Annotated in this window: 23 protein-coding genes and 1 tRNA gene; 17 read left to right on the top strand and 7 right to left on the bottom strand. The window is 60.2% G+C overall.

The window, feature by feature from the left end:
- Positions 1–353: 353 nt before the first annotated feature.
- The gene (locus HWX53_RS07765) at positions 354–2,897 is read left to right on the top strand and encodes a penicillin-binding protein 1A (RefSeq protein WP_175940190.1); all 2,544 of its coding nucleotides are present in this window, start codon (positions 354–356) and stop codon (positions 2,895–2,897) included.
- 63 nt (positions 2,898–2,960) lie between these two features.
- Here HWX53_RS07765 and HWX53_RS07770 read toward each other — a convergent pair whose 3' ends face one another.
- The 3 genes from HWX53_RS07770 to HWX53_RS07780 form a co-directional block, all read right to left on the bottom strand.
- On the bottom strand, positions 2,961–3,410 hold the full coding sequence (locus HWX53_RS07770; RefSeq protein ID WP_175940191.1) for a copper chaperone PCu(A)C: 450 nt from the start codon (positions 3,408–3,410) through the stop codon (positions 2,961–2,963).
- A 7-nt stretch (positions 3,411–3,417) separates the two neighbouring features.
- Positions 3,418–3,780 (bottom strand): copper resistance protein CopC, encoded by a 363-nt coding sequence (locus tag HWX53_RS07775; RefSeq protein ID WP_175940192.1) that lies wholly within the window; start codon positions 3,778–3,780, stop codon positions 3,418–3,420.
- Between the two features lie 84 nt (positions 3,781–3,864).
- Positions 3,865–4,251, bottom strand: coding sequence for a DUF2946 domain-containing protein (locus HWX53_RS07780; RefSeq protein ID WP_208454777.1), 387 nt, complete (start codon positions 4,249–4,251; stop codon positions 3,865–3,867).
- 206 nt (positions 4,252–4,457) lie between these two features.
- On the opposite strand from HWX53_RS07780, the gene HWX53_RS07785 reads away from it, so the two are divergent.
- Positions 4,458–4,534 (top strand) — tRNA-Met (locus HWX53_RS07785).
- Positions 4,535–4,748: 214 nt separating this feature from the next.
- Here HWX53_RS07785 and HWX53_RS07790 read toward each other — a convergent pair.
- Entirely contained in the window at positions 4,749–5,006 is a 258-nt protein-coding gene (locus HWX53_RS07790; protein WP_175940194.1) for a hypothetical protein, read from the bottom strand.
- Positions 5,007–5,052: 46 nt separating this feature from the next.
- Positions 5,053–5,427, bottom strand: a complete 375-nt coding sequence (locus HWX53_RS07795; protein WP_175940195.1) for a recombinase family protein — start codon at positions 5,425–5,427, stop codon at positions 5,053–5,055.
- A 382-nt stretch (positions 5,428–5,809) separates the two neighbouring features.
- On the opposite strand from HWX53_RS07795, the gene HWX53_RS27450 reads away from it, so the two are divergent.
- From HWX53_RS27450 to tssF, 9 genes are all read left to right on the top strand, one after another.
- Positions 5,810–6,094: a hypothetical protein gene (locus tag HWX53_RS27450; protein ID WP_208454778.1), complete on the top strand. Its 285-nt coding sequence runs from the start codon at positions 5,810–5,812 to the stop codon at positions 6,092–6,094.
- Between the two features lie 98 nt (positions 6,095–6,192).
- A complete protein-coding gene (locus HWX53_RS07805) occupies positions 6,193–8,562 on the top strand; it encodes a type VI secretion system tip protein VgrG (RefSeq protein ID WP_175940197.1) in 2,370 nt (789 codons plus the stop codon).
- 3 nt (positions 8,563–8,565) lie between these two features.
- Entirely contained in the window at positions 8,566–10,965 is a 2,400-nt protein-coding gene (locus HWX53_RS07810) for a M23 family metallopeptidase (RefSeq protein WP_175940198.1), read from the top strand.
- Positions 10,966–11,681: 716 nt separating this feature from the next.
- Positions 11,682–12,068, top strand: coding sequence for a hypothetical protein (locus HWX53_RS07815; protein WP_175940199.1), 387 nt, complete (start codon positions 11,682–11,684; stop codon positions 12,066–12,068).
- Positions 12,069–12,329: 261 nt separating this feature from the next.
- Positions 12,330–12,878, top strand: a complete 549-nt coding sequence (locus HWX53_RS07820; protein ID WP_175940200.1) for a hypothetical protein — start codon at positions 12,330–12,332, stop codon at positions 12,876–12,878.
- Positions 12,879–12,895: 17 nt separating this feature from the next.
- A complete protein-coding gene (locus HWX53_RS07825; protein ID WP_175940201.1) occupies positions 12,896–13,153 on the top strand; it encodes a PAAR domain-containing protein in 258 nt (85 codons plus the stop codon).
- 3 nt (positions 13,154–13,156) lie between these two features.
- The gene (locus tag HWX53_RS07830; RefSeq protein ID WP_175940202.1) at positions 13,157–14,473 is read left to right on the top strand and encodes a hypothetical protein; all 1,317 of its coding nucleotides are present in this window, start codon (positions 13,157–13,159) and stop codon (positions 14,471–14,473) included.
- Positions 14,439–17,993: an ImcF-related family protein gene (locus HWX53_RS07835; RefSeq protein WP_175940203.1), complete on the top strand. Its 3,555-nt coding sequence runs from the start codon at positions 14,439–14,441 to the stop codon at positions 17,991–17,993. The genes HWX53_RS07830 and HWX53_RS07835 overlap by 35 nt, the downstream gene beginning before the upstream one ends.
- On the top strand, positions 17,990–19,849 hold the full coding sequence (gene tssF, locus HWX53_RS07840) for a type VI secretion system baseplate subunit TssF (protein ID WP_175940204.1): 1,860 nt from the start codon (positions 17,990–17,992) through the stop codon (positions 19,847–19,849). The genes HWX53_RS07835 and tssF overlap by 4 nt, the downstream gene beginning before the upstream one ends.
- Here tssF and HWX53_RS07845 read toward each other — a convergent pair.
- Entirely contained in the window at positions 19,821–20,069 is a 249-nt protein-coding gene (locus tag HWX53_RS07845) for a hypothetical protein (protein ID WP_175940205.1), read from the bottom strand. The two genes, tssF and HWX53_RS07845, sit on opposite strands and share 29 nt — an antisense overlap.
- A gap of 302 nt (positions 20,070–20,371) precedes the next feature.
- On the opposite strand from HWX53_RS07845, the gene HWX53_RS07850 reads away from it, so the two are divergent.
- On the top strand, positions 20,372–20,869 hold the full coding sequence (locus HWX53_RS07850) for a heme-degrading domain-containing protein (protein ID WP_175940206.1): 498 nt from the start codon (positions 20,372–20,374) through the stop codon (positions 20,867–20,869).
- Between the two features lie 46 nt (positions 20,870–20,915).
- Here the strand turns inward: HWX53_RS07850 and HWX53_RS07855 are convergent, their stop codons facing one another.
- Positions 20,916–21,263 carry a hypothetical protein gene (locus tag HWX53_RS07855; RefSeq protein WP_241269854.1) on the bottom strand — a complete coding sequence of 116 codons (348 nt, stop codon included), beginning with the start codon at positions 21,261–21,263 and terminating at the stop codon, positions 20,916–20,918.
- Between the two features lie 298 nt (positions 21,264–21,561).
- On the opposite strand from HWX53_RS07855, the gene HWX53_RS07860 reads away from it, so the two are divergent.
- From HWX53_RS07860 to HWX53_RS07880, 5 genes are all read left to right on the top strand, one after another.
- A complete protein-coding gene (locus HWX53_RS07860; protein WP_175940208.1) occupies positions 21,562–21,834 on the top strand; it encodes a hypothetical protein in 273 nt (90 codons plus the stop codon).
- Positions 21,834–22,193 carry a hypothetical protein gene (locus tag HWX53_RS07865; protein WP_244140054.1) on the top strand — a complete coding sequence of 120 codons (360 nt, stop codon included), beginning with the start codon at positions 21,834–21,836 and terminating at the stop codon, positions 22,191–22,193. Before HWX53_RS07860 ends, HWX53_RS07865 begins: the two co-directional genes overlap by 1 nt.
- Positions 22,194–22,369: 176 nt before the next feature.
- Positions 22,370–22,657: a DUF1488 domain-containing protein gene (locus tag HWX53_RS07870; protein ID WP_175940210.1), complete on the top strand. Its 288-nt coding sequence runs from the start codon at positions 22,370–22,372 to the stop codon at positions 22,655–22,657.
- A 200-nt stretch (positions 22,658–22,857) separates the two neighbouring features.
- Positions 22,858–23,046 (top strand): hypothetical protein, encoded by a 189-nt coding sequence (locus HWX53_RS07875; RefSeq protein WP_175940211.1) that lies wholly within the window; start codon positions 22,858–22,860, stop codon positions 23,044–23,046.
- A 73-nt stretch (positions 23,047–23,119) separates the two neighbouring features.
- Positions 23,120–23,749: a TetR/AcrR family transcriptional regulator gene (locus HWX53_RS07880; protein WP_241269855.1), complete on the top strand. Its 630-nt coding sequence runs from the start codon at positions 23,120–23,122 to the stop codon at positions 23,747–23,749.
- Positions 23,750–23,751 lie beyond the last annotated feature (2 nt).

A 23,751-nucleotide genomic window follows, 5' to 3' on the forward strand; every position in this document is an offset into this window, starting at 1 on the left:
GTGCACGAAAAACCGCGTCCGATCAACGGCTTGGCTATTTTCTCATAGGGTTGTCCACAAGGCTCTCAACAATTTCTGTGGGTAAGCGCACGTTGCTTTCGGCCAGCCTCTTCGCGTCGACTGGCGGCATTTGCTTACAAAAAATGCCCGCTCATTCTGTAGCGGCCCGTCCGAATTCTTTAAAATGTGCCGTTACTCTTCGGTCGGACCGGCTCATGCATTCGCTCGCCGGTCTTTGCCGCGCTTGCGTTCTTCCACGCGCGCTTTGATCCGCCGCCTGATCCGCTTCTTTCGATACGCCGCGCAGTGCGCGCTACCAAGCGTGCTATAAGGCGCGCCGAACCATCCCAGTCATGCCTATCATCAAACGCCCCGACTCTTCGAATTCATCGCGACACGATCGCGAGCCGCGCTGGAACGACTCACGCAACGACTCGGGGGCGGGCCGCGACGGCGGCGGTAGCGGTGGAAACGGCCGCAACGGCCGGAACAATGGCAATGACCGGAGCGGCCGCGATGGCGGGCGTTCGGTGGCCGGGCGCATCGCGCTGTGGTTCGCGGGTCTCGCGGCGGTGGCGGCGGTGGTCGGCGCGCTCATCGTGGGCTATGCGCTCGTCGTGATGGAGCCGAACCTGCCGTCGCTCAATGCGCTCATCGACTATCGGCCGAAGGTGCCGCTGCGCGTCTACACGGCGGATCACGTGCTGATCGGCGAATTCGGCGAAGAGCGGCGCAGCCTCGTGCGCTTTCAGGACATTCCGGACCAGATGAAAAAAGCGGTCCTCGCGATCGAAGACTACCGTTTCTACGATCACGGCGGCGTCGATTTCGTCGGCATCCTGCGCGCGGGCGTGACCGACCTGATGCACGGCGGCGCATCGCAGGGCGCGAGCACGATCACGATGCAGGTGGCGCGGAACTTCTTCCTCTCCAGCGAGAAGACGTACACGCGCAAAGTCTACGAGATGCTGCTCGCGTACAAGATCGAGCGCGCGCTCACGAAGGACCAGATTCTCGAGCTGTACATGAACCAGATCTATCTGGGCGAGCGCGCATACGGTTTCTCTGCCGCGGCGCGCGTGTACTTCGGCAAGGACCTGAAGGACATCACGCTCGCCGAAGCCGCGATGCTCGCGGGTCTGCCCAAGGCGCCGTCCGCGTATAACCCGGTCGTGAATCCGAAGCGCGCGAAAGTGCGCCAGCAGTACATCCTGAAGCGCATGCTGGACCTCAACTTCATCACGCGCGAACAGTACGATCAGGCCGTCGCCGAGGAAATCCACACGAAGTCGGCGGGCACCGAGTACGGCGTGCATGCGGAATACGTCGCGGAAATGGTGCGACAGATGATGTACGCGCAGTACAAGGAAGAGACCTACACGCGCGGCCTGACGGTGACGACGACCATCGATTCGGCCGATCAGGACGCCGCTTACCGCGCAGTTCGCAAAGGCGTGATGGACTACGAGCGGCGTCACGGCTATCGCGGGCCGGAGGGCAACATCGCGCTGCCGTCGGCGGCGGATGACCGCGCCGAAGCCATCGAAGACGCGCTCGTCGATCACCCGGACAATGGCGATCTCGTCGCGGCCGTGGTGACGGCGGCGAGCCCGAAGCAGGTGAGCGTGCAGTTCGTTGGCGGTGAAACGGCGACGATCTCTGGCGAAGGCTTGCGCTTCGTGGCAGCGGCGTTGCGCAGCAATGCGTCGAAGGCGCTCGCCATCCGGCCGGGGTCGATCATCCGCCTGACGAAGGACGCGAAGGACAACTGGCAGGTCACGCAGTTGCCGCAGGTGGAAGGCGCGCTCGTTTCGATGGTGCCGCAGGACGGCGCGATCCGCGCGCTCGTGGGCGGCTTCGACTTCAACAAGAACAAGTTCAATCACGTCACGCAGGCGTGGCGTCAGCCGGGTTCGAGCTTCAAGCCGTTCATCTACTCGGCGGCGCTCGACAAGGGTCTGGGACCGGCGACCATCATCAACGACGCGCCACTGTACTTTCCGGCGCCCGCGGGCGGCGAGCCGTGGGAGCCGAAGGACGACGATCAGCCCGACGGCCCGATGTCCATGCGCACCGGCTTGCAGAAGTCGAAGAACCTCGTGTCGATCCGCATCCTGTCGTATATCGGCACGGGCTACGCGCAGGACTTCGTCACGCAGAAGTTCGGCTTCGACAAGGACAAGACGCCGCCGTATCTGCCGCTCGCGCTGGGGGCCGGGCTCGTCACGCCGTTGCAGCTGAGCGGCGCGTATTCGGTGTTCGCGAACGGCGGCTATCGCATCAATCCGTATCTGATCGCGCAAGTCGCCGATGCGCGCGGCACCGTGATTTCGCGCGCCGATCCGCTGACCGCGGGCGCGAACGCGCCGCAGACGCTCGAACCGCGCAACGCGTACGTGATGAACAGCCTGCTGCACACGGTCGCGACTTCGGGTACGGGCTCGGGCACCAACGTGCTCAAGCGCAACGACTTGCAGGGCAAGACCGGCACGACCAACGACGCGAAGGACGGCTGGTTCGCGGGCTATCAGCATCAGCTCGTCGCGGTGGCGTGGATGGGTTACGACCAGCCGAAGTCACTCGGCACGAAAGAGTTCGGCGCGCAGCTCGCGTTGCCGATCTGGGTCGAGTACATGGGACGAGCGCTGCGCGGCATCCCGCAACAGCAGATGGCGATGCCCGACGGCGTGACGACCGTCGACGGCGAACTGTTCTATGCGGACCGCACGCCGGGCGCGGGCTTCGTCGCGAGCATCGGTCTCGACAATACGAACCCGATGGCGGGCGATTCGACGACCGCGGGCGGCGTCGGCCCCGCGGGCATGCAGGCGCCGCCGGTCCCGCAGGTCACCACCGACGAGCGCAAGCAGATCATGGATATGTTCAACCGGCCCTGATCAGCTTGCTTCAAAAAAAAAACGCGCCGTGGCTGGCGCGTTTTTTTTGCGTTCGGCGGCGAGTTACTTGCCGACTGTCGCCGCCGATTTCACCGCGCACTCTACGTTGAGCGTGCTTTTGTCGGCGAAGGTGAGGGCGAGCGGAATCGTCGAGCCGATCTTGAGCGGCTTGGCGGGCTGTTCCATCATCAGGTGATAGCCCTTCGGCGCGAATTCCAGCGAGCCGTGCGCGGGCACCTCGACGGTATCGACGGGCGCCATCGTTGCCGTGCCGCCCTTGTTCTCCGACTTGTGCATCATCGTCATGGCGAACGCGGGACTCGTCGCGGCGGTGAGCGTCGCGGGCGCATCGCCGTTGTTCGACACGACGAAGTAGCCCGATGACGGCAGACTCGGCGGCATCGCGCGGACCCAGCAATCATGCGCTTCGAGCGTCGCCGCGTGCGCGGCGCTGGCGAAGACGGCGAACGACGCGCATGCGAGCGCGCCCGAGAGGAATGTGTTCTTGTTCAAAGCGGCCTCACTTGACCGTGAAGTTGTAGTGACCTTGCGTGCGATGACCGTCGGCTGCGACCGCGGTCCATTGCACCGTATAGACGCCCGGCGCGAGATCGCCGAGGGCGACGCTCATGTGCTTCTTATCGTTCGCATCGACGGCCGACTTCGCGGTGTTGACTTGCGTGCCGTGCGCGTCGGTGACGAGAAGCGAGCTGAAAGTCGGCTCGATGCGCTCACCGAACTCGATGGAGACTTCGTGCGGCGCGCTGACCGTCGCCCCGGGGCCGGGCTGCTGGAGCTTCGGCAGCGCGTGAGCGAGCGCCAGTTGCGTGGAAGCGGCCAGCGCGAACGCGAGCACGCTCCGCAATGCGGATTGGAACGTCATGGTGTGTCCTGTCGAAAACATGGTGTTGCGACGCGCCTTATCGCTTCGCAGAGAAGCGGATCACGCGTGCGGATGATGGGCGATTCAGCCGAATGCAGGCGGCGCGCGAGGTTGCGCGTTAGCGAAGCGCGAAAGAGGTGACGCGCTGTCGGCGTTAGCTACCGAGAAAGCGTCGCGAGGGAAGTGCGCGAAGATACTCGCGCGAACGAAGCTCGGCGGCGCCGGCGCGTGTCCGACGAAGCCGCAATAGCCGCAGGCGTCGAGCGTGCCGACCGCGCTGTGTCCGGCATGGTGCGCCGAGTGGATGTCGGGCGTATCGATACGCGACGCGCATATCGATGCGAGCAGCGCTTCGAACGGCTCGGCCTTCAGCGTCTGCGATACGACGGGCGCGAGCGAGAGAAGCAGCATCGCCCACACCGCCGCGATGCCGCCGATCTTTCCCATGATGCCGCGCCGCAAGGAATGCATGCCTGTTCCCGAGCCGATAACCGATAACCGCAATAACCGATGCCGCTGAACGGGCGATTATGCCATGCACGAAAGTGCGGCTTTACTGATGCGCTGGGTGCGTAACGAGTCGAAGCGACGCAGCGCGCGGGCATCGTTTCGAGTATTGATCGTCATGGACCGTTGCTTTTCCATAAACGATGCTCTATAATCTTTTCTTCGACGGACGCGGGGTGGAGCAGTCTGGCAGCTCGTCGGGCTCATAACCCGAAGGTCGTAGGTTCAAATCCTACCCCCGCAACCATTCTCATAGACACGTTTCTGACTGTGGTCGCAATAAGTCGCTCAGAAATGTCGTCGAAACTAGCGTAGTAAGCCCCGTCACGTCGTTCTACCGTGATCCGCCCGAACAGGGTGGCATCAATTTGCCGGGCTTCACCTGTTTTCCCAGCTAGTAGCTCCTTCAGTTCAGCGGTTCTCCGACGCACGCTGCGCAGTTTTTGCGTAGTGTTCGCTGCCTATTCTCCTGTTTGCCAAACTTCGTTGTAACGCCTCGCGTTCGGCTTGCGTGCGCTTGACCGCTCGATGAGCGCGGGGGCGATGCCAAGTTCGGCGATGGCTTGACTCAGGTTGTCCATCTCCATCGTCAGCGCGTCGAACTGCGCCTTCGCGTGCTTGGCTGCGTCGCGGTCGCCGTCATCGTGTCCTAGATAGCGCCGAACGACTGCGTCGATATCGGCCTGAGCCGCTTCGGAACAGAGTTCGTCGCGCAACACGCCAAGCAGTCGTTCGTCGGTCTGCTTGCGGAATACGGAAATGCCTTCACAGGGATGCTCGCCGCGCTCCTTGCGCGTGACGCAGCCGTAGTAGCGCGGGTTGATCGCCGTGAGTGCGCCGCAATGCACGCAGCGCAGAGAATAATGTCTTCAGCGGCGCGCTTTTGCCTATTGTGCCGGAGTTCAGACGGTCGCTCACCATGCGCGCACGCACGGCTTCCCAAAGCTCGTCCGACACGATGCGATAGTGCGCGCGGTGCTCCGTTTTCCACTCGTGCTCGGGTCGGTTCTCACGCACCCGCTTGCCGCTGTCTGGATTCTTCAGCCGTTGCGACCTATTCCAGTTATAGACGCCGATGTACGACGAGTTGTTGAGAACGCCGGAGCCTTTGTTGGGACTGCCGAAGAGCGCCGAACGCATTCAGGTGCCGCCGCGCCGTGAGGGAATGCCGCGGCCGTTTAGGTCGTCACAGATTTGCAGGGTAGATCAGCCAGCGGCGAATTTCTTGAAAATGAAACGATGGTTTCAGCTTCCTTCGCGCTGACCTGATAGTCGCTGCCGCGCTCCGTCTTCACAATGTCGCAACCATAGCTCTTGCCGCCCGTAATGAAACCGCGTCCGACCTTTGGCGCGTTCGTTGCCGTGATCGGTGAAGTGGCCCTTCACAACAAGGCGCTGACAGCACAGCGAGTGGCGACGCACCGCAGCGGGCGTGGCTTCGCGGATCGGGCTGCAGAACGGTCGTGTCGCGCCGCTCGTCGGCCTCAGATGACGGGCGAGCGACATCAAGGCGGAGGGGATCATGTTCAGGATCGTGCGCACGAGTGCGGCGCTGCTGTTTCTGCCCAACTGCACGATCATCGAGATCGTAGGCGATTCGAATAGTATCGCCGACAGCGGCAATGACAGTGGTCGCCTTACCGTGCCTGACGTGCGTGGATCCAATGCGTCAGGTATTGCTGCCGATAGGCGAGAAAAAGTAAGACACCTAGTCAGTGCACCGCTTTCATCAGCGGGACGGGCCGTTACCGCTTGGATGGATCATCGAAAACTACGAATATTCCGATTCATCAAAAAAGTCAGTTGATTGAATTGACATCCTTATCTTCGAACCCTAAATTCCTTGTCGGGACGCTCCGGACGAGACTTTTTCTTATCGTTCCGTCCTATTGAATAGGGATGCGAATGAACGCAGTAACGAAAGACTTGGTAGACGCGCTACGCCATCCGAGTGCGCGCCTCACTCAGCATCTGAGCATATGGATTGGGACGCTCGACCTTGATCTTGATGTGTTCAAGTTCAAGATCAAAGCGGGGCTCTGTGATGACTATCGAGTCGAAGTGACCGTGACCTCACCGCAACTCGATATCGACGGCAAGCTCTTGGTCGGTCGGCGCGCGGGCCTGCAGATCGACGAGCGGGTGGCGGTGCCTTCGGTCGATTACATCGAGCCGGTCGATCATGCGGCCGCAACCTTCAATGGGATCGTCACGCGTTGCAAACGTGTCGGCGCGAACCGCGACGAGGCGACTTATCAACTGCGCATCGAGCCGAGATTTGCCGCGCTTGGCAAGCGAATACAAGGTTCTGACGTTTTCAAGGACGTGACCTTCCAGGACCTGGTCACGCAACTGCTCGTAGACCGGAAGAACTTTGATGCGTTCGATATCGAGTTTCATCTGGAAGGCGCGCAGGAGAAGATGGAACAGGTGGTGATGTACGAGGAGTCCGTCTGGAACTTCATCACCCGTCACGCGAAACGTAAGGGCATCTGCTGGTTCTATAAACAGGGGCGCGGCAAGGATGGCCAACTCGACGTCCTTGTATTCACCGACAATCCGCGGGCCTACGTGCGCTCGATCGACGTGCCCTTGCTCTCCGATTCCGGTCTGAACAGCAACTGGCACGAAGCGACCTTATCGGTCAGCGAAACGCGCACGCTGGTGCCGGCCACGATCGAACTGTGGGAGCGCAATTACCGCACGCCGGAAGACGCACTGCGGGCCACGGCGCATGTCTCGGATGAGGCCGACGACCGTTCGGTGTTCGGGCAGATCAACCGCAGCGCGGAATTTCATCTGACGCCGCGGCAGGGTCAGGCGCTGGCGCAGACGCGGCGCGACGAGCAGATCGCCAAGCAGACAACGGTCTCGGGTACGACGAACGCCAAGGGCGTGGCGCCGGGCGTGGTGGTGAAGCTGACCAACACGAAGTTGACGAGCGCCCCGTACGGATTCGTGGTGGTGTCGATGACGATGAAGGGCAGCCGCACCAAGCCGGCGTTTGTCCGCTTCAAGGCGATGCCCGCGCATCTGGCCTACCGGCCCGAATTCGTCTACGAGCGGGACTGGAGATTTCTGAAGGGACCCATCGTCGGCGTTGTTACAACGTTTGACTCGTCGCCTTACGGCTGTATGGATGAACATGGTCGATATCCTGTGCTGCCGAAGTTTTTGCAGGGCACGGCCAATAGCGACAAACAACTTCTCAAGCTGCGCCTGCTGCGTCCGTCCTCGTCGTATCAGGGAGGCTTTCATTCGCCGTTGCTACCCACGACGGAAGTTTTGCTGGGGGCGGCACATGCCGACGTCGACCGTCAGCACATCATCGGCGCACTGCATGACTATTCGCATCCGGACGTGGTGCACGGCGCCGATGCGATGTTCAGCTACGCGATCTGGCGCTCGCCGTTGCGCGGTGCGGAGACCGTCTTCAACGATCTGCAGGGCAAGGAAAGCGCACGCATTGCCACGGTGTACGGCCAGACGGCGTTCAATCAAGGTTATCTGCTCGACAGTAGGAAGCGCCCTCGAGGGGAAGGATTTGAAATCACTTCGCAGGGGTGGGGCACGATGCGCGGGGCGAAAGGGTTGTTCGTCTCGGCCGATGCTGCAGCGGGCGTGGACACTCCCCACCTTGACATGCCAGCAGCCGTTCAGCAGTTGAAGGCCGCGTTGCAGCGCGTGACGGAACTGGCGGATGCGACCATGCAAGCCAAGGGCGATCCGGCTGACAAGGGCGCACAGGCGGCGCTGCTTGATGGCCTTGATCAGCTTCGCGACGCGGGACTATTGGCCAGTGCGCCGGGCGGCATGGCCTTTACCACCCCAAAGTCGGCTCAACACTCCGCAGGGGAGAACGTGATCGTCACGGCGGGCCGAGACATGGATGCGAGCATCACGAGGCGGCTGCGTATGGTGGCGGGAGAGTTGATTTCGTTGTGCGCGCACAAACTGGGCATCCGGATGTTTTCGAAGGGGAAGATCGAAGTTCAGGCGCAGGACGCGCCTATGGATCTGTTCGCCGATCAGCAACTGCATGTGTCCAGTGCGAATGCCAACGTGCTGGTGAACGGCAAGACGAAGGCGGTGCTCGCAAGCGGCGGCGCGGCAATCAAGATCGAGAACGGGAGCGTCCAGGTGATCTGTCCGGGGGATTTCAAGATCAAGGCGGGATCGTTCACGTTTGAGGGGGCGGACAGCTTGAATCCAACCTTGCCGGACTTGCCTCAGAGCGAACTAAAAATCGTAGAACAATACATTCAGTCACGCTAATTCATGATTATCAGCCCCCCATTCCTTCCGGCGGAAGGCCTCAACATGCCCGCCGAGAAGTGGAAGACCGATCCAATGATGGATGTGGTTGACACGTTTGAGTTGTCGCATAGCGGTGTGTTCCCGATCGCCTTCGATCGCCGCTGGCATTGCGGCATGCATCTGGTACCGTCCGGCGGCGCAGGCCAACTCGAACCAGTGCGTGCGATCGCGGACGGAGAGGTCGTCGCTTATCGCGTGGCCATGAAAGCGATCTCAGACGGACAGAAGAATCGCGATGGTACCGATGCGCTCAACAGCAACACCGGCTTTGTGCTGCTCAAGCATGTAACGGACACGGGCGAGGGTCGCACTATCACGTTTTACTCGCTCTACATGCACTTGCTCGATCTCGTGAGTACGAACGCGCTGGTGCCGCAGCCGAACCATCCTGCGCCGGATAGCTCACCCAATGCGTTGCCCGCGTGGCTGCTCAGTGAAACCAGCGGCGTGCAAGCAGGTGGCGGTAAAAAGGTATATCGCAAGGATCAGTTGGGATTTAGAGGTCAAAGCCACGGTGAGCCGCATCTGCACTTCGAAATTTTTATGACCGAGGCGGACTTCACCGCGTATTTCGAGCAGGAGGGGCACAAGGTCGAGTTGGGTGAGACGCAGCCTAAAACGCCACAATCGAAGGACTACTGGGGACAGTCGTATTTCGTGATCCCGGGAGGCTCGACATTTGTCCGCGTGCCGGCGGGTCTTGGCGGTCTGAAAACCAAGGGACACGACCCCAAGCCCTTCTTTCCGCCACTGAATGAGGGGACGTTGGATGCGCAGAGCACGCTCTACGTTCAAACGTATTTCAATCGCGGCGAGCGGTTTATGTTGGCGTGGATCGACCATGGCGACGGTAAGCTCGTTTCGCTCACTCCTGTTCCCGTGCAGGATCCGTTCGCCGAATACGAATACAAACTATACGAGCGAGCCACCACCCTGTACGAAACCTGTCCGAGCGATGGCTATGAACTGCTGCGCTTTGGACGTATTCTGAGCACGGACACGCCTAAGCTGCAGGCTCAGGCGCGCGCTACTTGGGTAGCGATGCCATTCGCGAACGACAAGATAGGTTATATCGATATAAACAACGACAGCATCCAAAAGCTGTCGGACGCAAACTTTCCGTTCTTCATGAACTGGCAGAAGATCGAAGATGGCAATACGCCCTTCGGTCGGGACGGCTTATGCGGATACGATGCACTTTGTCAAATCGTGGGCGTGACAGATACGCGCGCTTCCTCGCAAGACACGATACCTACTCAATTCGATCACGAGCAACAAGTGGCTTCGTATGTGCAAGGCCATACCGACGTGCGGGCGAAGCTCAGGGGATTCATCTGCCACGCTAAAAGTGAATGGGATTCGAGTGATAACGACGAGCGCTTTGGCGAGTTGAATGAACCGACCGGGTTCTTCGGAAAACGCAAGGGTACGGATCCACATGGCTATGAAAATTTCATCAATTATGTGAAGAAGTTTCAGTTCATGGGGCAGACGCCATTAGGTGAGGGAAAAAAGTTGTGGTTCTTCCATCCAATGGCGTTTATTCGTCACTTTAGGAAATGTGGCTGGATCAGCGCGAGAGAAATGGCGCAATGCTTTCCACGCGAATTGAAACATCTTCAAGCAACTCAATTTCGCGTGAGTAACACGTCGTGGAATACGGCGTATGAGCGCGCCGGTCGTTGGGTCCAGTCTTTTAATAAAGGCACACGGAAATACGGAATCTCACGCTCAAACATTCGCTTATTGCACCTGTTCTCTCATGTGATTCCGGAAACGGGGAACTTGGGGCTTGTGAAAGAGATAGGCGGAGAAAGAGCATCATATAGTCCGTACTACGGTCGCGGATTGATTCAGCTTACCCACTTCGGTAACTACGAGCAATACGGGAAATTCCGCAATTTTGTCCATGAAAACGCTGGTGCAATCTATGCGAAACTTGGATGGAATCCCGACGACCTCATCGCGAAGGATAACAATGGGAACCACAATTACGATAATTGCGTCGACAGCGCTTGCTACTACATAGTGCAACGTCATAATATGTTGATGCATCTAGATGCGGGTGCTAGCCAAGACGCCGCAATAATTGCAAGCAAGGACGTAAATGGCTATGTCGCAATTGAAAATCTAAACGGTCTAGACGTGCGCCTTCAATCAGTGGTGTATCTACGAAATATCTTGCTTGACGATCTGTTCGATGCTGATAGGGTGCGGATTTCGTTCGATTGGCGACGAAATAGCCAAAAAGAGCCAGTCATAAGCGCTGATGGCAACCCAATAGCGGGAAAGAAGAAAATGAAATTCTACAAAACCACACACAGCATTGAAGCATCTCTCTTGCGGCAGAAAGCTGAGTAAGGTGCCATGAAAAAATTGATTTTTAATATTCTCGCGACGATTTTTCTATTCATCCCTTTGACCGCAAGGTGCGATGTGTCGGTCGAAGTCTATTGCTTTTCATCGAATAGCGGAGAATCGAAGAGCTTCGAATTTCGCTCATTTTTCGACCGGTCGACGAAATTCTCAAGTGGCTTTGTGAAATATGTGAAGGCGACGTCTGCTTTACCGTTAGTGTGGAGGGCAAGGCAAGAGGAGGAATTGAGCAAAGACTCACCGTTTCAGGTTACGGAAGTTTGGCTCGAAGTGGCGAACGGCAGACTTTCCGGTGAGTATGAGATGATTAGCCAAGGCACGAATATCGAATCGATGGTGTATACCAACTATTCAACTCATAGAAAGACCAGCTTCCTACTAGATCGAAATGTAATCGGCACGCAGGACAAAGGATGTCAATGGTAATTTAAGTTTCGTCGCAACTATGCGCGGTTGACAGATGCTAATACATGTTGCGCAATTTCCAGGAGCTCCTCCACCTACGAGACGAATAACTTCACGGCGGAGAATAGTAAAGCGGTTCGCCGTCCACCGGACATTTCATTTTCATGCACTGCAGATTCCTTAGCCTACTCTTTATATTTGCTGCTAGTCCTGCTGCAGCTGGAAGCATATTGAGTTTGCCGGACGCATGGGCGGACTCGCACTAAGGAACGTGTTATAGATCGATTGAAAGTGGTATGAAAGATGTGTACGGACCTGACTATGCATCAGACGAGAATATTGTTCAGCACGAAGTTGCATATGGTAAAGACGAAATGTTGCTTACTGAGGATCGCACATCTGGTACAAACGCACCTCGGACAATTTTCGAAAAACGTACGAACGAAAGCTGGTGTGTCGTACTGACATCTCCTCCTGTTGCTAGTCTTGCGCCAGCCAGTGGAAAACGTGTGACATTGAAACCAATGCGGTGGAGAACATCTACGCAAGCATCACCTGGTTATCCAGAGATTCAAGTTATTTACGTTTGGAGTGGTGAGGAAAAAATTTATAAGCCATCTCAATGCTATTTGAAGTCAAGCGGAAGAAAAGAAGCCATTAACTGCACGAAAGCGTACAAGTAGCAACTCGCAATGCCTGCTCGGATTCGTTATTAATTCTCTTAATGTTTTCGAAGATGATTAACTTATACGATCAAGCAACGTTTTCCGCAAGGAAGCAACGCTCCGAGGAGGCAAAAAAAGGCTATGCGACGCAAATTGATAAGGTAGTTTTCTTTTCATGTTCTCATTGGTTTCCGGGCATGCCTATGCTGTATGTGACCGTGAACAACGAGTAAACGTACCGCTTCCAAAAATTAATAATGGTCGCGTGACGGCTATCGCATGTTCCGAGCAGGACGGCGGCGGGAAGATTTTCGTAGAAACATTGGTGGGCGCCGAGAAGCGCGCTCCGCGCAAATCATTTATAGGAATCCGGCATACGAGTTGTCAATTGATACGTCGATCGACTTCGATAACGGCAAGAGTCAAGGGGTTGGCGTAAGTACTGGTGAGGGACGAGATGCGAACGGAATGCACTACTGGAAGATATTAGCTAACGGGCGAACGATGCTTGATCTTGGTGATGCTCCAGCGTTGTCAAACGACAGATTTATGAAGGGTTATTTTTCCACGTTGATTTCAGGTAGCGGTCAATACCAGGCCTACAGATATTTCTACACAATTTCAGACAATCGATTGGTTTTGGGTCGCGCAATTGGCTTTAAATGGAATGATGATGCCACTGGCGCAGCGGTGTCAATGGAAGTGGCACCGGATGGGAATTTCGTCGAATTGGGGCAAAAGACTCTGAACAGTGCTGAGATCGAGGATGTCAAAAAGGTAAAATCGAATGTTGGCAACATCAGTGATGCCGATCGGTTGATCTTCTAGGTAAAGGGCAAACCAACATGCGTTCTCCCATCCGCGAACACGACAAACTCGAACACGGCGGCGAAGTGACGAGCGGCTCGCCATTCACGACCTTCATGGGCCGCAGACTCGCTCGCGTTGGCGACACGGCGCAATGCGACCTGCACGGCAACACGGCAATTGCCGAAGGCGACACGCGCTTTCCCGACCGGGACGGCCAGCCCTACGCGATGCATCATCATCGCTGTGTGTGCGGATGCCTGATTTCATCGCTGCCAAACGTGAGCTTCGCCTGACGCATGCCGGTTGATCTGTCCGCTGTTGGCATGCCTTATCCGTATCCTACCCACGGCCCGCGCCTGCTGCCGTGGCTGGCAATATGGCTCGCGTGCTGCGCGTTGGGCGTACCGCTGATGCTGCTTGCCTGGTCGGCGAATGCACCCGCGAGCGGGCCGTCATTCTGGTGCGTCGTCATCGGCGTGCCGAATTTCGCATTCCTCGTACTGCTCTGTATCGCCCGCCTCGGTTACGAGGCGATGTGGACTCACGCGCACAATCGCAACCGGGCCCGAGCCAAGCGCCTCGCCGAACGTCTGCGTGTCGCACAAAAGCCTTTGCAAGTGCTGGGCGTGGGCTATGACGTGGCGTCGGTGACATCGAATCTTTCGGCTGTCGTCGCGGCGAAGACGCCGTTGTTCAAATCACAAGGGCTGCGCAATGGCGTGGGCAGAGTCGTTCACAACCGCTTCGAGGACGGTTCGTGGTCCGAAGAGCCTATGCTTGCGCCGGACTGGGACGACGGCGGTCCCGACAGTGACGCGCCTCTCCTAACGCTTCAGCCGCCACCCCGCATCGCCACGGTCGTCCTGAAACTGGCCGGTGCTATCGAACCGCTCGTGCCCGCGCTGCAAGCCTTGTCCCAGTATGGGCCCGAATACGCGCCGCTCGTGCGCATATTGGCGCCGACTGATCGAGCTGATCAGGCGCAGCAGCACGCACGCGACGCCCTGCGTCTGGCGGGCCTTCCTGCGCTCGACTGCGCCGCCGTAGCCGAAGCGCACAGCCTGCTGATCGCTGACGGCTGGCTTGACGCACGCGAGCGACGCGCGCTACTCGTTTTGGCCTACGCGTGGCACGACACGCAGCCGCCTGAACGAAGCGGCGAGGCTGCCGTCGCCGTGTTGCTGAACGCGGGCTTTTATCAGCTACCGGAGTCGGTGCGAGCGGTCGCGTCTGTGCATCGCCCGATCGAAGATCGACCTGAAGTTGAAACACTGCGTGATCTCGCGCTGAACGCAGCGCTTTGGGGCAAGGCCGAGCCGCGCGACATCACCCTCGCGTGGATCACGCGCCTTGACGCCGAGCATGACCGCACGCTGCTCGACGGACTCAAACAAGCCACCTTTGCCGGCATCATCACACACGAAACGCACCGCCGACTCGATCGTGTCGTGGGTGATGCAGGCGCGGTCACGCCGTGGCTTTCAATTGCAGCGGCCATCGAATCTGGATCGACAGGTCCGCACCTGATCCTGAACCGGACACAGGCCGTCGTTCTCCACGTACAGCAACAAGTTCCGCATGACCACCCCGAGCAGCAATTTGAAGTCGCTTGATTCTCAACAGGTCGAAGGCACATCCTCCGGCTTTCTCAAACTCTGGGGGGTGCCGCTGGCCGCCATGCTGATCGCCGCGGTTCTTGCTGCGCTGGCGTGGTGGGGCTATCCCGGCATCACGAAGCTGAACACGCTCGAAATGCGTATCTCGGCGCTTCTCAAGATTTTGGGCGCGCTCGGCATTGTGCTGCTGATGCACGCCGCAGCACTCTGGGCGGGTATCTACGAGAAACTGGCGAATCGCATCGACCGTCTGGGAGACAAGCAGAAGCGCGAGACGCAGCTCAAATATGACGCCCGCCTGGAATATCTTCATGAGGAGTTGCGCAATTCGTTCGGCTGGCGCTGGCGGGGCGCAATGCCCTGGCTTATGCTCGCGGGCGACGATGCGCTGATCGAGGCGGTGGCGCCGGACCTCAAACAAACCGGCGTGATGCGCACGAGCGATATCGTCCTCGTCCATGCCGCACCCAATGGCATCGATGCACAAACCTGGCGCCGCCAGCTTCGCCGCTTGCGTCGCCGATATCCGGTCGATGCGGTGATCCCCGTGGTGCGGACCGGTCAGGCATTGCTGCCCGACGACGAACTGCCGCGCGCGCTCTCGAATCTGTCTCGCGATCTCGGCTGGGGCGCACCGATCATCTTTCTTCATGCGCTCCCCGCGAGCGGTGAGCATCGGGACGAATTTTCTCCGGTCGGCGCATTGACGAGAGTGCGGCTGAACACCGATGCACAAGCTGCACAAGCGTCGCTGAACCATCAACTGAGCGTGCTCGACTTGGTGACAGCCGATGCAAGCGTCGAATTGTGCGCGCGGCCCGCGCCGAGTGTCTGGCTTGCTCAGGTGTCGCAGTACATCACCGCGCAGCGCGAGCGCGTCATGAACATGTGGCAGACGCATTGCGTGTCGAAATGGCGGTGCGCACCGCTAGGGGGCGTGATGTTCGCGCCCGTCTTTGCCGCACCTACCGTACCGACACCGGTGCCCGCTGATCAGGAAGACATCGCGAAGGATGTGGCCGAGCGCCTTTCAAAGCACGCTCGTGTGGTGCGTGAGCAGCCTCGCGCATTGCAATCTATCTGGCTTGAGATTGGCGCCCGTGTGAAGCCGCACGATGGACGCCGCGTCGGTTTCTACTGGCCCAACGCGCTCGCGGCCTTGGTGACGATGGCAGCCATGAGCTGGTGCGCTGCGCTGATCGTCTCGTTCATCGGCAACCGTTCTGTCATGGTGAATGCGCAAGCGGTAGCCGAAACCGCGCTTGCCGCGAAGCCGGGCACGCCTACAGCCTTGCGCACGCAGCTCGCACTGCAACAAGAAATCGACACGCTGGAATATCGCCGGCAACACGGCGCACCGTGGTATCTGCGCGCGGCTCTGAACCACAACGATCAAGTCCTCGCGGCGCTATGGCCCTCGTATGCCACAGTGGCGGGGCGCAATCTACGCGATCCGGCCGCCCGTCAGCTCGAAGCGACGCTCACGCAACTTGCACAGTCCCGCGCCGACGCGCTTCCCAGCACCGCTGAGCAGCAGCGCGACTATCAGGCGCTCAAGACCTATTTGATGCTGGCGCAACCGCAACATGCAGACGCCGCGCATCTCGCCAAACAACTGCCCGCCGCGTGGCTAGCCGTCGCCGACATGAGCGCCGGTGAATGGTTGGACACCTCCCAACGTCTTACGTCGTTTTACGCATCGCATCTGCGTTTGCATCCGGAATGGGCGCTTGCTGCCTCGAACGATCTGACCCAAGCCGCGCGTAACATGCTCGTTAATCAAGTCGGTTTGCAGAATTCCGACGACACGCTCTATCAATCGGTCCTCGAACAGGCGAAGGGCAAGTACGCGGACATGTCGCTGGCCACGCTCATCAATGGCGCGGATGCGCGCGGTCTCTTCACGACGAGTCAGACGGTACCGGGCGTCTACACGCGCGCCGCGTGGGACGGCATGATCAGCGAGGCAATCGACAAGGCTGCCAAGGAAGGGCGCGTCACCTCGGATTGGGTGCTTGCCGACGAGCGCGCGGCTCGTGTGCCGGGCGCGGCGCTGCAAGCGCAGCAGGACATCGCGGAAGTGAAGCAGCGCCTGCGTGCTCGGTACTTCGCCGAATACGCCGCCGCCTGGCAGGCGATGCTCAATAGCATCCAGTGGCGCAATGCGTCGAACCTGAGCGACGCGATCACGCAGCTCACCCGTCTGACGGACGCTCAGACTTCGCCGCTGATCGCGCTGATGAAATCAGTTCAATATCAGGCACAGGCAGGCCGTCCTTCGCAGGCTCTGTCCGACACGCTAGTGCGCAAGGCCCAGGATTTGATCGGCAGCAAAGCCGACATGACAGCCGCGCCGGAAATTAATCCGCTGGACAAGCCCTTCGGCCCGTTGCTGGCGCTGATGGGTGACGACGTGGTCACCGGCAGCGGCAACGGGAATGGTAAAACCAACGATAGAGCGAGCAAGAATGTAGGCGACTTCAGCGGCGTGAGCCTCGCGCACTTTTTGACGGTGGCCACCACCATGCGTCTGAAGCTACAGCAGATCGCCACTAGCGCCGACGCGCAGGCGATGGCGCGGCAGATGGCACAAGCGGTGTTCCAAGGCAAGCTGTCCGAACTCACGCAGGCGCGCGACGATGCAGCGCTCACCGCCGCGAGCCTCGGCTCGCAGTGGTCGGGATTTGGCGACGCGCTGTTCGCCCGTCCGCTCGACGTCGCGTGGCAAACCATCCTGCAACCTGCAGCGGCAAGCCTGAATGAAGCGTGGCGCGTGTCGGTTGCCGCGCCTTTCGCCAATACTTTCGATGGCCATTACCCGTTCTCGGACACCAGTTCCGATGCCTCGTTCGTCGAGCTGGGCCGATTTATCAAACCGGACACGGGCCTGATCTCGCGCTTCGTGACAACGCAACTTGCGGGCACGCTCCAGCCTCAGGGCAACGCTTGGGCACCGAGCGAACTCGCGCCACAGACATTGCAATTCGATCCCGAGTTCCTGGCCGCGCTGCGTCAGTTGTCGACGCTCGGCGCGCAACTCTATGCGCAAGGAGAAGCCGGCTATCGCTTCCAGATCATGCCGCATCCGAATCCAGACGTCACACGAAGCATCCTGACCATCGACGGTACGAAGATCGAATACTTCAATCAGTCGGAGACGTACACGCCGATCGTGTGGCCGGGGAACGGGCAAAACGGACACGTGCAGTTGACCTGGGAATCCATCGACGCAGGGACGCGCCTGGCGTTCGCCGCAAACGGGGAGTGGGCATGGCTGCGCTTGCTCGGCACCGCTCAGGTCAAGCCGCTGGACAGCACGACCTATGCGCTGACGTTCAATCAAGCTAACGGCTTTGGGCTGCACTATGACCTCAAAGCGCAGGTCGGCGCAGGACCGCTTGATCTTCTCAAGCTACGCGGCTTCAAGATGCCGCAACGGGTCTTCCTCGTCGGCAAGGGAGGCACACTCGCCGGGCCGCAGTCTTTACCGCCGTTGCCACCGGAGTTGCAGCCATGACCGCCCCGTGGAAGCACTCCGCCCTCGAACACGAGAATCCGTTCCTCAAGTACTTCGACGCGGAGATGCGCTATCTACGCGCGGCATGCGCCGAGTTCGCCACAGCCCAGCCCGAGGCCGCCCGTCGCATGGGCATGCGCTACGGAGAACTGAGCGAGAGCGTGCGTGCGACGTTCGAGGGCTTCGCGCTGCTCATGGCGCGGCTGCGTATGAAACTCGATGACGGCAACCCCGAGTTCACCGAAGCGCTGATCGACAATCTGTACGAACATGCGGCGCGCGCGGTTCCCTCGCTGTCGATCATCGAATGCACGCCGCTTGGACACGGAGCCGCGAGCGTGGCGCAGATCCCGGCGGGCGCCGTCGTGCGCTCGGCGCCGGTCGGTCCCGATCGGGTGCGATGTCACTATCGGACGACGCAGCCCGTGCAACTGCTGCCGGTGTCGGTGGACGATGCGCAGGTCGCTACCCGCGATGGCGGGCGCACGGTTATCCGCCTTACGTTCAGGCTATGGCTAGGCGAACAGCGCGAGGCCACCGACCTGTCCCGCATCCGTCTGTATCTGCACGGCGATCGGCCTGCCGCCGCCGCGCTGTATGCAGCGCTGACACGGCAGGTTGCCTCGATTGGCCTGCGCCTGCCCTCGGTACGCAATGGTGAGTTACAGGCGCTCCATGCCGTGCGCTTCGAGGCCGCGGGATTTGGACCCGCCACACGGCTGTGGCCCGTCACGGAGCGCGAGCGCGACCGCAGTCTGGACCGCGAACAGACGCTGCTCGAGTACTTCGCGTTTCCGCAGAAATTCCACTTCGTCGATCTGTGCGGCTTCGATGCCTCGATGCTGCCGGCGGGCGAGTCACACATGAGCTTCGAGATCGAACTGGGTGGTCGCGTGCCCGGCGACTATCCGATTAGTCGCGAGAGTTTTCGCCTCTTCTGCACGCCGGTGATCAACCTGTTCGAAGTGGACGCATTGCCGCTGCGGCCCACGGACTGGCATGACCGCGAACACCGCGTTCTCGTGCAACCGGGCGCGGCCGACTACATTGAACCGTACGAGGTGCTCGCGGTGACCGCTGCCGATCCTGAGGATAGCGCCCGTCACGCTTACGGCGCGTTCACGAGTTTCCAGCCCCGCGGCTGGATGCTGCGTTACGAGAAGCCAGAGCGGTACTTCCATACTGCGAAGCGATTTGGTGTAACGGGACGCGAGCTTTGGCTGACACTCTCGGGCCAGCTCTGGGAGCGCTTTCAGTCGGACGCCCAGCGCGAGGAAAACCGCCCAGAGCCGGATCGGTACCTGACGGTGCGCGCGCTGGCGAACAACGGTCGCCTGCCACGTATGGCGCTGGCCGAGGCGACGATCACCGAGACGGTGTCGGGCTTTACCGGTATTGCATCGGTGCGCAATTTGACTGCGCCGACCCTGCCGGTGTATCCGCCGCGCCATCACCCGGAGTATGACTGGCGCGTGCTGGAACACTACACGGCGGGCGGCGCGAACGAACTCAACATGATCGGTATGGCGGGGGCGCCGGCGTTACGTGAAGCGCTCGAACTCTACGACTGGTCGCCTGACCCTGGGACCGAACGGCGCATCGACGCAATCGAGGACGTCCGACTGGCCAAGCATCAGACAGTCGGCAAAGGTCACATGCGCTTCGAGATTCGAGTGCATGTTCGACTCGACGCGTCCGCCTTCGCCGGGCCGGGAGACGTCGCGCTCTTCGGCGATGTGCTGAGTCGTTTCGTGGGCCGCTATTCGAGCTTCCATCATGCGACGCGCTTGGTGCTGCACGTGGGCGGTGAGCAGACGCTTTATCCGCTCATGGAATTTGAGGGTGTGCCCTTCTGATGAAGCGTTCGAGCCCGCGAAAATACTTGATGTTGTAGCGCGCCACCGCGCGATCACATGCGGTTGCCAAGGCAATACCTGAAGCATTCGACACGGCGAATCCCGTTATCCGGAAAAGTGGTTGGCCTACCATGTTCGCGCTAATGCCTTCGAAGAGCGCGAACACCGCTGCGGGATCGATCGTCACCGCAGCGGCAGATACAACCAGACGTGAGCTCAAGAAGACTCGGTAGGGACTTGTAGACCATGGTTTATCGCAAGACCATCGCGGACATGCAGGCACTCGCTGCACGCAGAGGAGGGGGCAGTGCCTGACACAGGATTACCGTGGCATGGAGGCGAAGATGCTATGGCGCTGTAATGCCGGTCATGAGTGGGAAGCCATTCCCGAGCGAATTCAATAGGCAGTTGGTTCCCACATTGCGCTCGCCTCAAGATTCTATCGAATCGCTCACCACGGCGCGCCCGTGTCAAAATCCCCCATTCGACAACAGCCACCACGCTAACGAAGAGGCGCCGCTCATGGACATTCCGCACGACCTGCAAACCATCGCGCATCAGGAAAACACGCTCGTCTTTCCGCAGTTTCACGCCGATCAGGCGTGGCAACTCGGCACGCAATTGCGCGAGGTGGCGCTGGCACGCGATGCTGCCGTGGTGATCGACGTGCGCACCTTCGGTCAGCGGCTCTTCTTCGCCGCGCTCGATGGCACGAGCCCGGACAACGCGCGCTGGGCCGAGCGCAAATCGAAGACGGTCGAGCACTTTCGACGCAGCTCGTATGCCATCGGTCTCACGTTGCAACAGGCGGGCACCACGCTCGCCGACAAGTTCGGCCTCGATCCCGCGCATTTTGCATCGCACGGCGGCAGCTTCCCGATCCGCGTCGCGAGTGCCGGCGTCATCGGATCCGTGACGGTGTCGGGCTTGCCGCAGCGCGGCGATCACCAGATGGTCGTCGAAGCGCTCTGCGCCGTGCTCGGCCATAGCTTCGCGGCACTGTCGCTGGACCATAGCTGAGGGTCCGGCCACGCGGGCGAGCGCGCCTTGTCGTTGCCGGTTGCCTCTACTTGCACCTCACGATCATCGAACGGTTCTTCACGTTCGCCGAGATCACGTTGCTAATTCCGCCGCCGCTCGGCCCGCCTTCCTCATTGTCCTTCGAGACGATGTCATAGCCCGTCGCGCCGCACGCCTTGCCCGCGAGCACATAGCAGCTCGCCCAGCTTGAGCCCGCGTCCGCGCCGCTGCAATTGACGGCATAGCCCGTCTGGCCATCCGGCAAATTGATCAGCGACGCTTCGTTCGACGACGCGCATGCGCCGAGGCTCGCGACCAGTACGATGGCCGCGCTAATGCTCGCCGCGCGCACTGCTTTCGGCATCGTGCTTGCGCACGCCGGAAGTCGGCGCATCGGCCGATCGTTTCGATTCATCTTTTCCTCGTTGTGTTGGGAGCCGCCGTATTTTCGGATGAGCATTGTCCCATAGGCCGCTTGCATGACGCCGAGCGCGCGGGCGCGAAGCAGTGCGGGCGCAATGCTTGCGATGCCTGAATCGACGAACTTGCGTCATCGATCACGGCCCGATGAGCCGTGAACTATTTTCCGGGTCGCGCGCCTTATGCTACTGGGGCATCGGTTGGATTTGCCGTCGAACGCATGATGGAGCGCGACCGAACGCATATCCCGGAACACATACGGAGGCAATGGAATGGTCGATAGAGTGACGGGCCCGTATCGAGGCTATTACATCAGCGCATCGGCGCGGCTCGTTCCGACACACGACGCGAAGCCGGGTGAGCCCGGCACGGCGATCTATGTCGGGTCCGTGAGCCTTGCGCAGAACGGACCGGACGAACCGCGTCACTTCGAGGCGCTCGTCGATCTCGGTCCCGAGCAACGCTTCGCCACCGAAGACGAAGCGCTCGCAAGCGTCGAGAAGGCGGCGCGCGATTACATCGACCGACTGCTGCAACCGACGTGATGCGCCCGATCCATCTTCGCCATGCGGTGCTCTACGATATCGCGAACTGCCTCGTCGACCTGTTTCCGATCGGCGCGGACATCATCGAGATCGGGGGCGGAGCCGACGTTGCGCCCGCGCTGTTCGTAAGCTGGCGCACGGGCGGGGTGGCGAATCATGCGGGCAATATCGGCTGGGGCGTGCATTACCGCTTCGACGCGCGAGTGCTGCGCGACTATCCGCCTTTGTCGGATGAAGCGCGGCAGCGCGTCTGCGAGCGCGTGCGCGACATGACGCGCTCGCTGGACTTTAACTACGCCGACCCGCTCGCGAGCTCGCTGCTCGTCGTCGACGTGAACGAAGACGTGCTCGATCCGTGAGGTGCCTGCGCGCCGCGCCGCTGGACCCCGCGGCGCGAGCGCGAGTACCATAGACCGCGAATCGATTCACGCGCACGCCAGCGAAACGGTGCCGCGTGCCGAACCGAGTGCGTCAACCTCACCGCGTGCTGGTACGAGCACCACCTGCCGTCCGCCGCCCGATCCACGAGAGTCTCATGAACATTCGTTTTCTTTCCGACGCGCCCGATTATCGCGATTCCAATCTCACGATCGAATTCGCTGCGCTCGTCGATGGCCGACGCGTGCCATGCGCGATTTCCGTCGAAGCGCTCGAAGACCACTTCGGCGCAAAGACTTTCGACAGCGCCGGCTGGATCGATGCATTCGATGCCGGCCGCGCCCGCATCGAAGCGGTGGCGCGCGAACATTTGCAGGTCACTCAGGGCATGCCGGTGCTGCTGAAAAGCGGCCACTTTCCGCCGGGGCGCGTGATCGTCGACTAGCGGCTGCACGTGTAACGGCTTGAAGCGTCTGATCGACCATTTAGCCGCGCCTGAAAGGGCCGCGCACGCTTTCCCGCGGCGCAGCAACGGAGTAAGATCCTGTCATTCTGCCGCTTGCGATGCGATTCGCTCGGCATGTCACTTGCTCATCAGCCTTTGCATGAGTTGAGCAGCCATTATAAAAATCGCGCGGGGTCGTCATGTTTCATTCCTTTCTTCACGCGCTCGTCGAGTCCAATGCACTGTGGCTCATCTGGGCGGCGGTCGGTGTCCTGATTCTGGGCTTTTGCATCGTGTTTTCGTCGGTCGTGCTCGGCGACTCGGAGGAGCCGCTGTATCGCGCGGCATCGGGATCTCGCCGCGACGACGACGGTCCGATGATCGTCTGACCGTTTCCGGTCCGCGAGTCCGCCAGTACGCGGCTCGTCTTCGAAAGCGGCATCAAAACGGGCGGAGCCGACCATGCCTCGTATGAGTGTTGACGACGCGCCCACGCGCCAGTCACGACATAAGAAGCAGCAGCGCGACGCGCTGCGCGAGCGCATACTCGAAGTCTCGCGCGGCATTGTCAAAAGGGAAGGGCTCGCGTCGCTCTCGATGCGCAAGCTCGCGGAGGCGATCGATTACTCGCCCGCCGCGCTGTATCTGCATTTTCGGAATCGCGGGGAAATCGAGCGGGCGTTGCGCGAAGAAGGGCATGCGCAACTGCGGGCGGCTTTCGAGCCGCACGCGAGCATCGCCGATGCCGCCGCGCGCCTGAGAGCGTTGGGCCTCGCCTATGTGCAGTTCGGGCTCGACGAGCCGGAAACGTACCGCCTGATGTTCATGGACCATGCGAACGCCAACAGCGCAAACGTGTCGGACGACAGCGCCGCCATGCTTTCGCTGATAGCGGACGCGTTCCTTGAACTTCAGGCAGCGAACCGGCTCGTAAGACTGCCGTCCGGCGCGGCTGCGGCTGCCTGCGCGCAGGCTTTCTGGGCGAACCTGCATGGCATCACCGCGCTACAATTGAACGGCGCGGCAAGCGCCGACGTCGCGGCGAGAGAACTCGTCGAGTTGTCGCTCGATGCGTGGCTCGCCGCCTGCTGAGT

It is taken from the genome of Caballeronia sp. BCC1704 (assembly GCF_902833455.1).
Classification (GTDB): domain Bacteria; phylum Pseudomonadota; class Gammaproteobacteria; order Burkholderiales; family Burkholderiaceae; genus Caballeronia.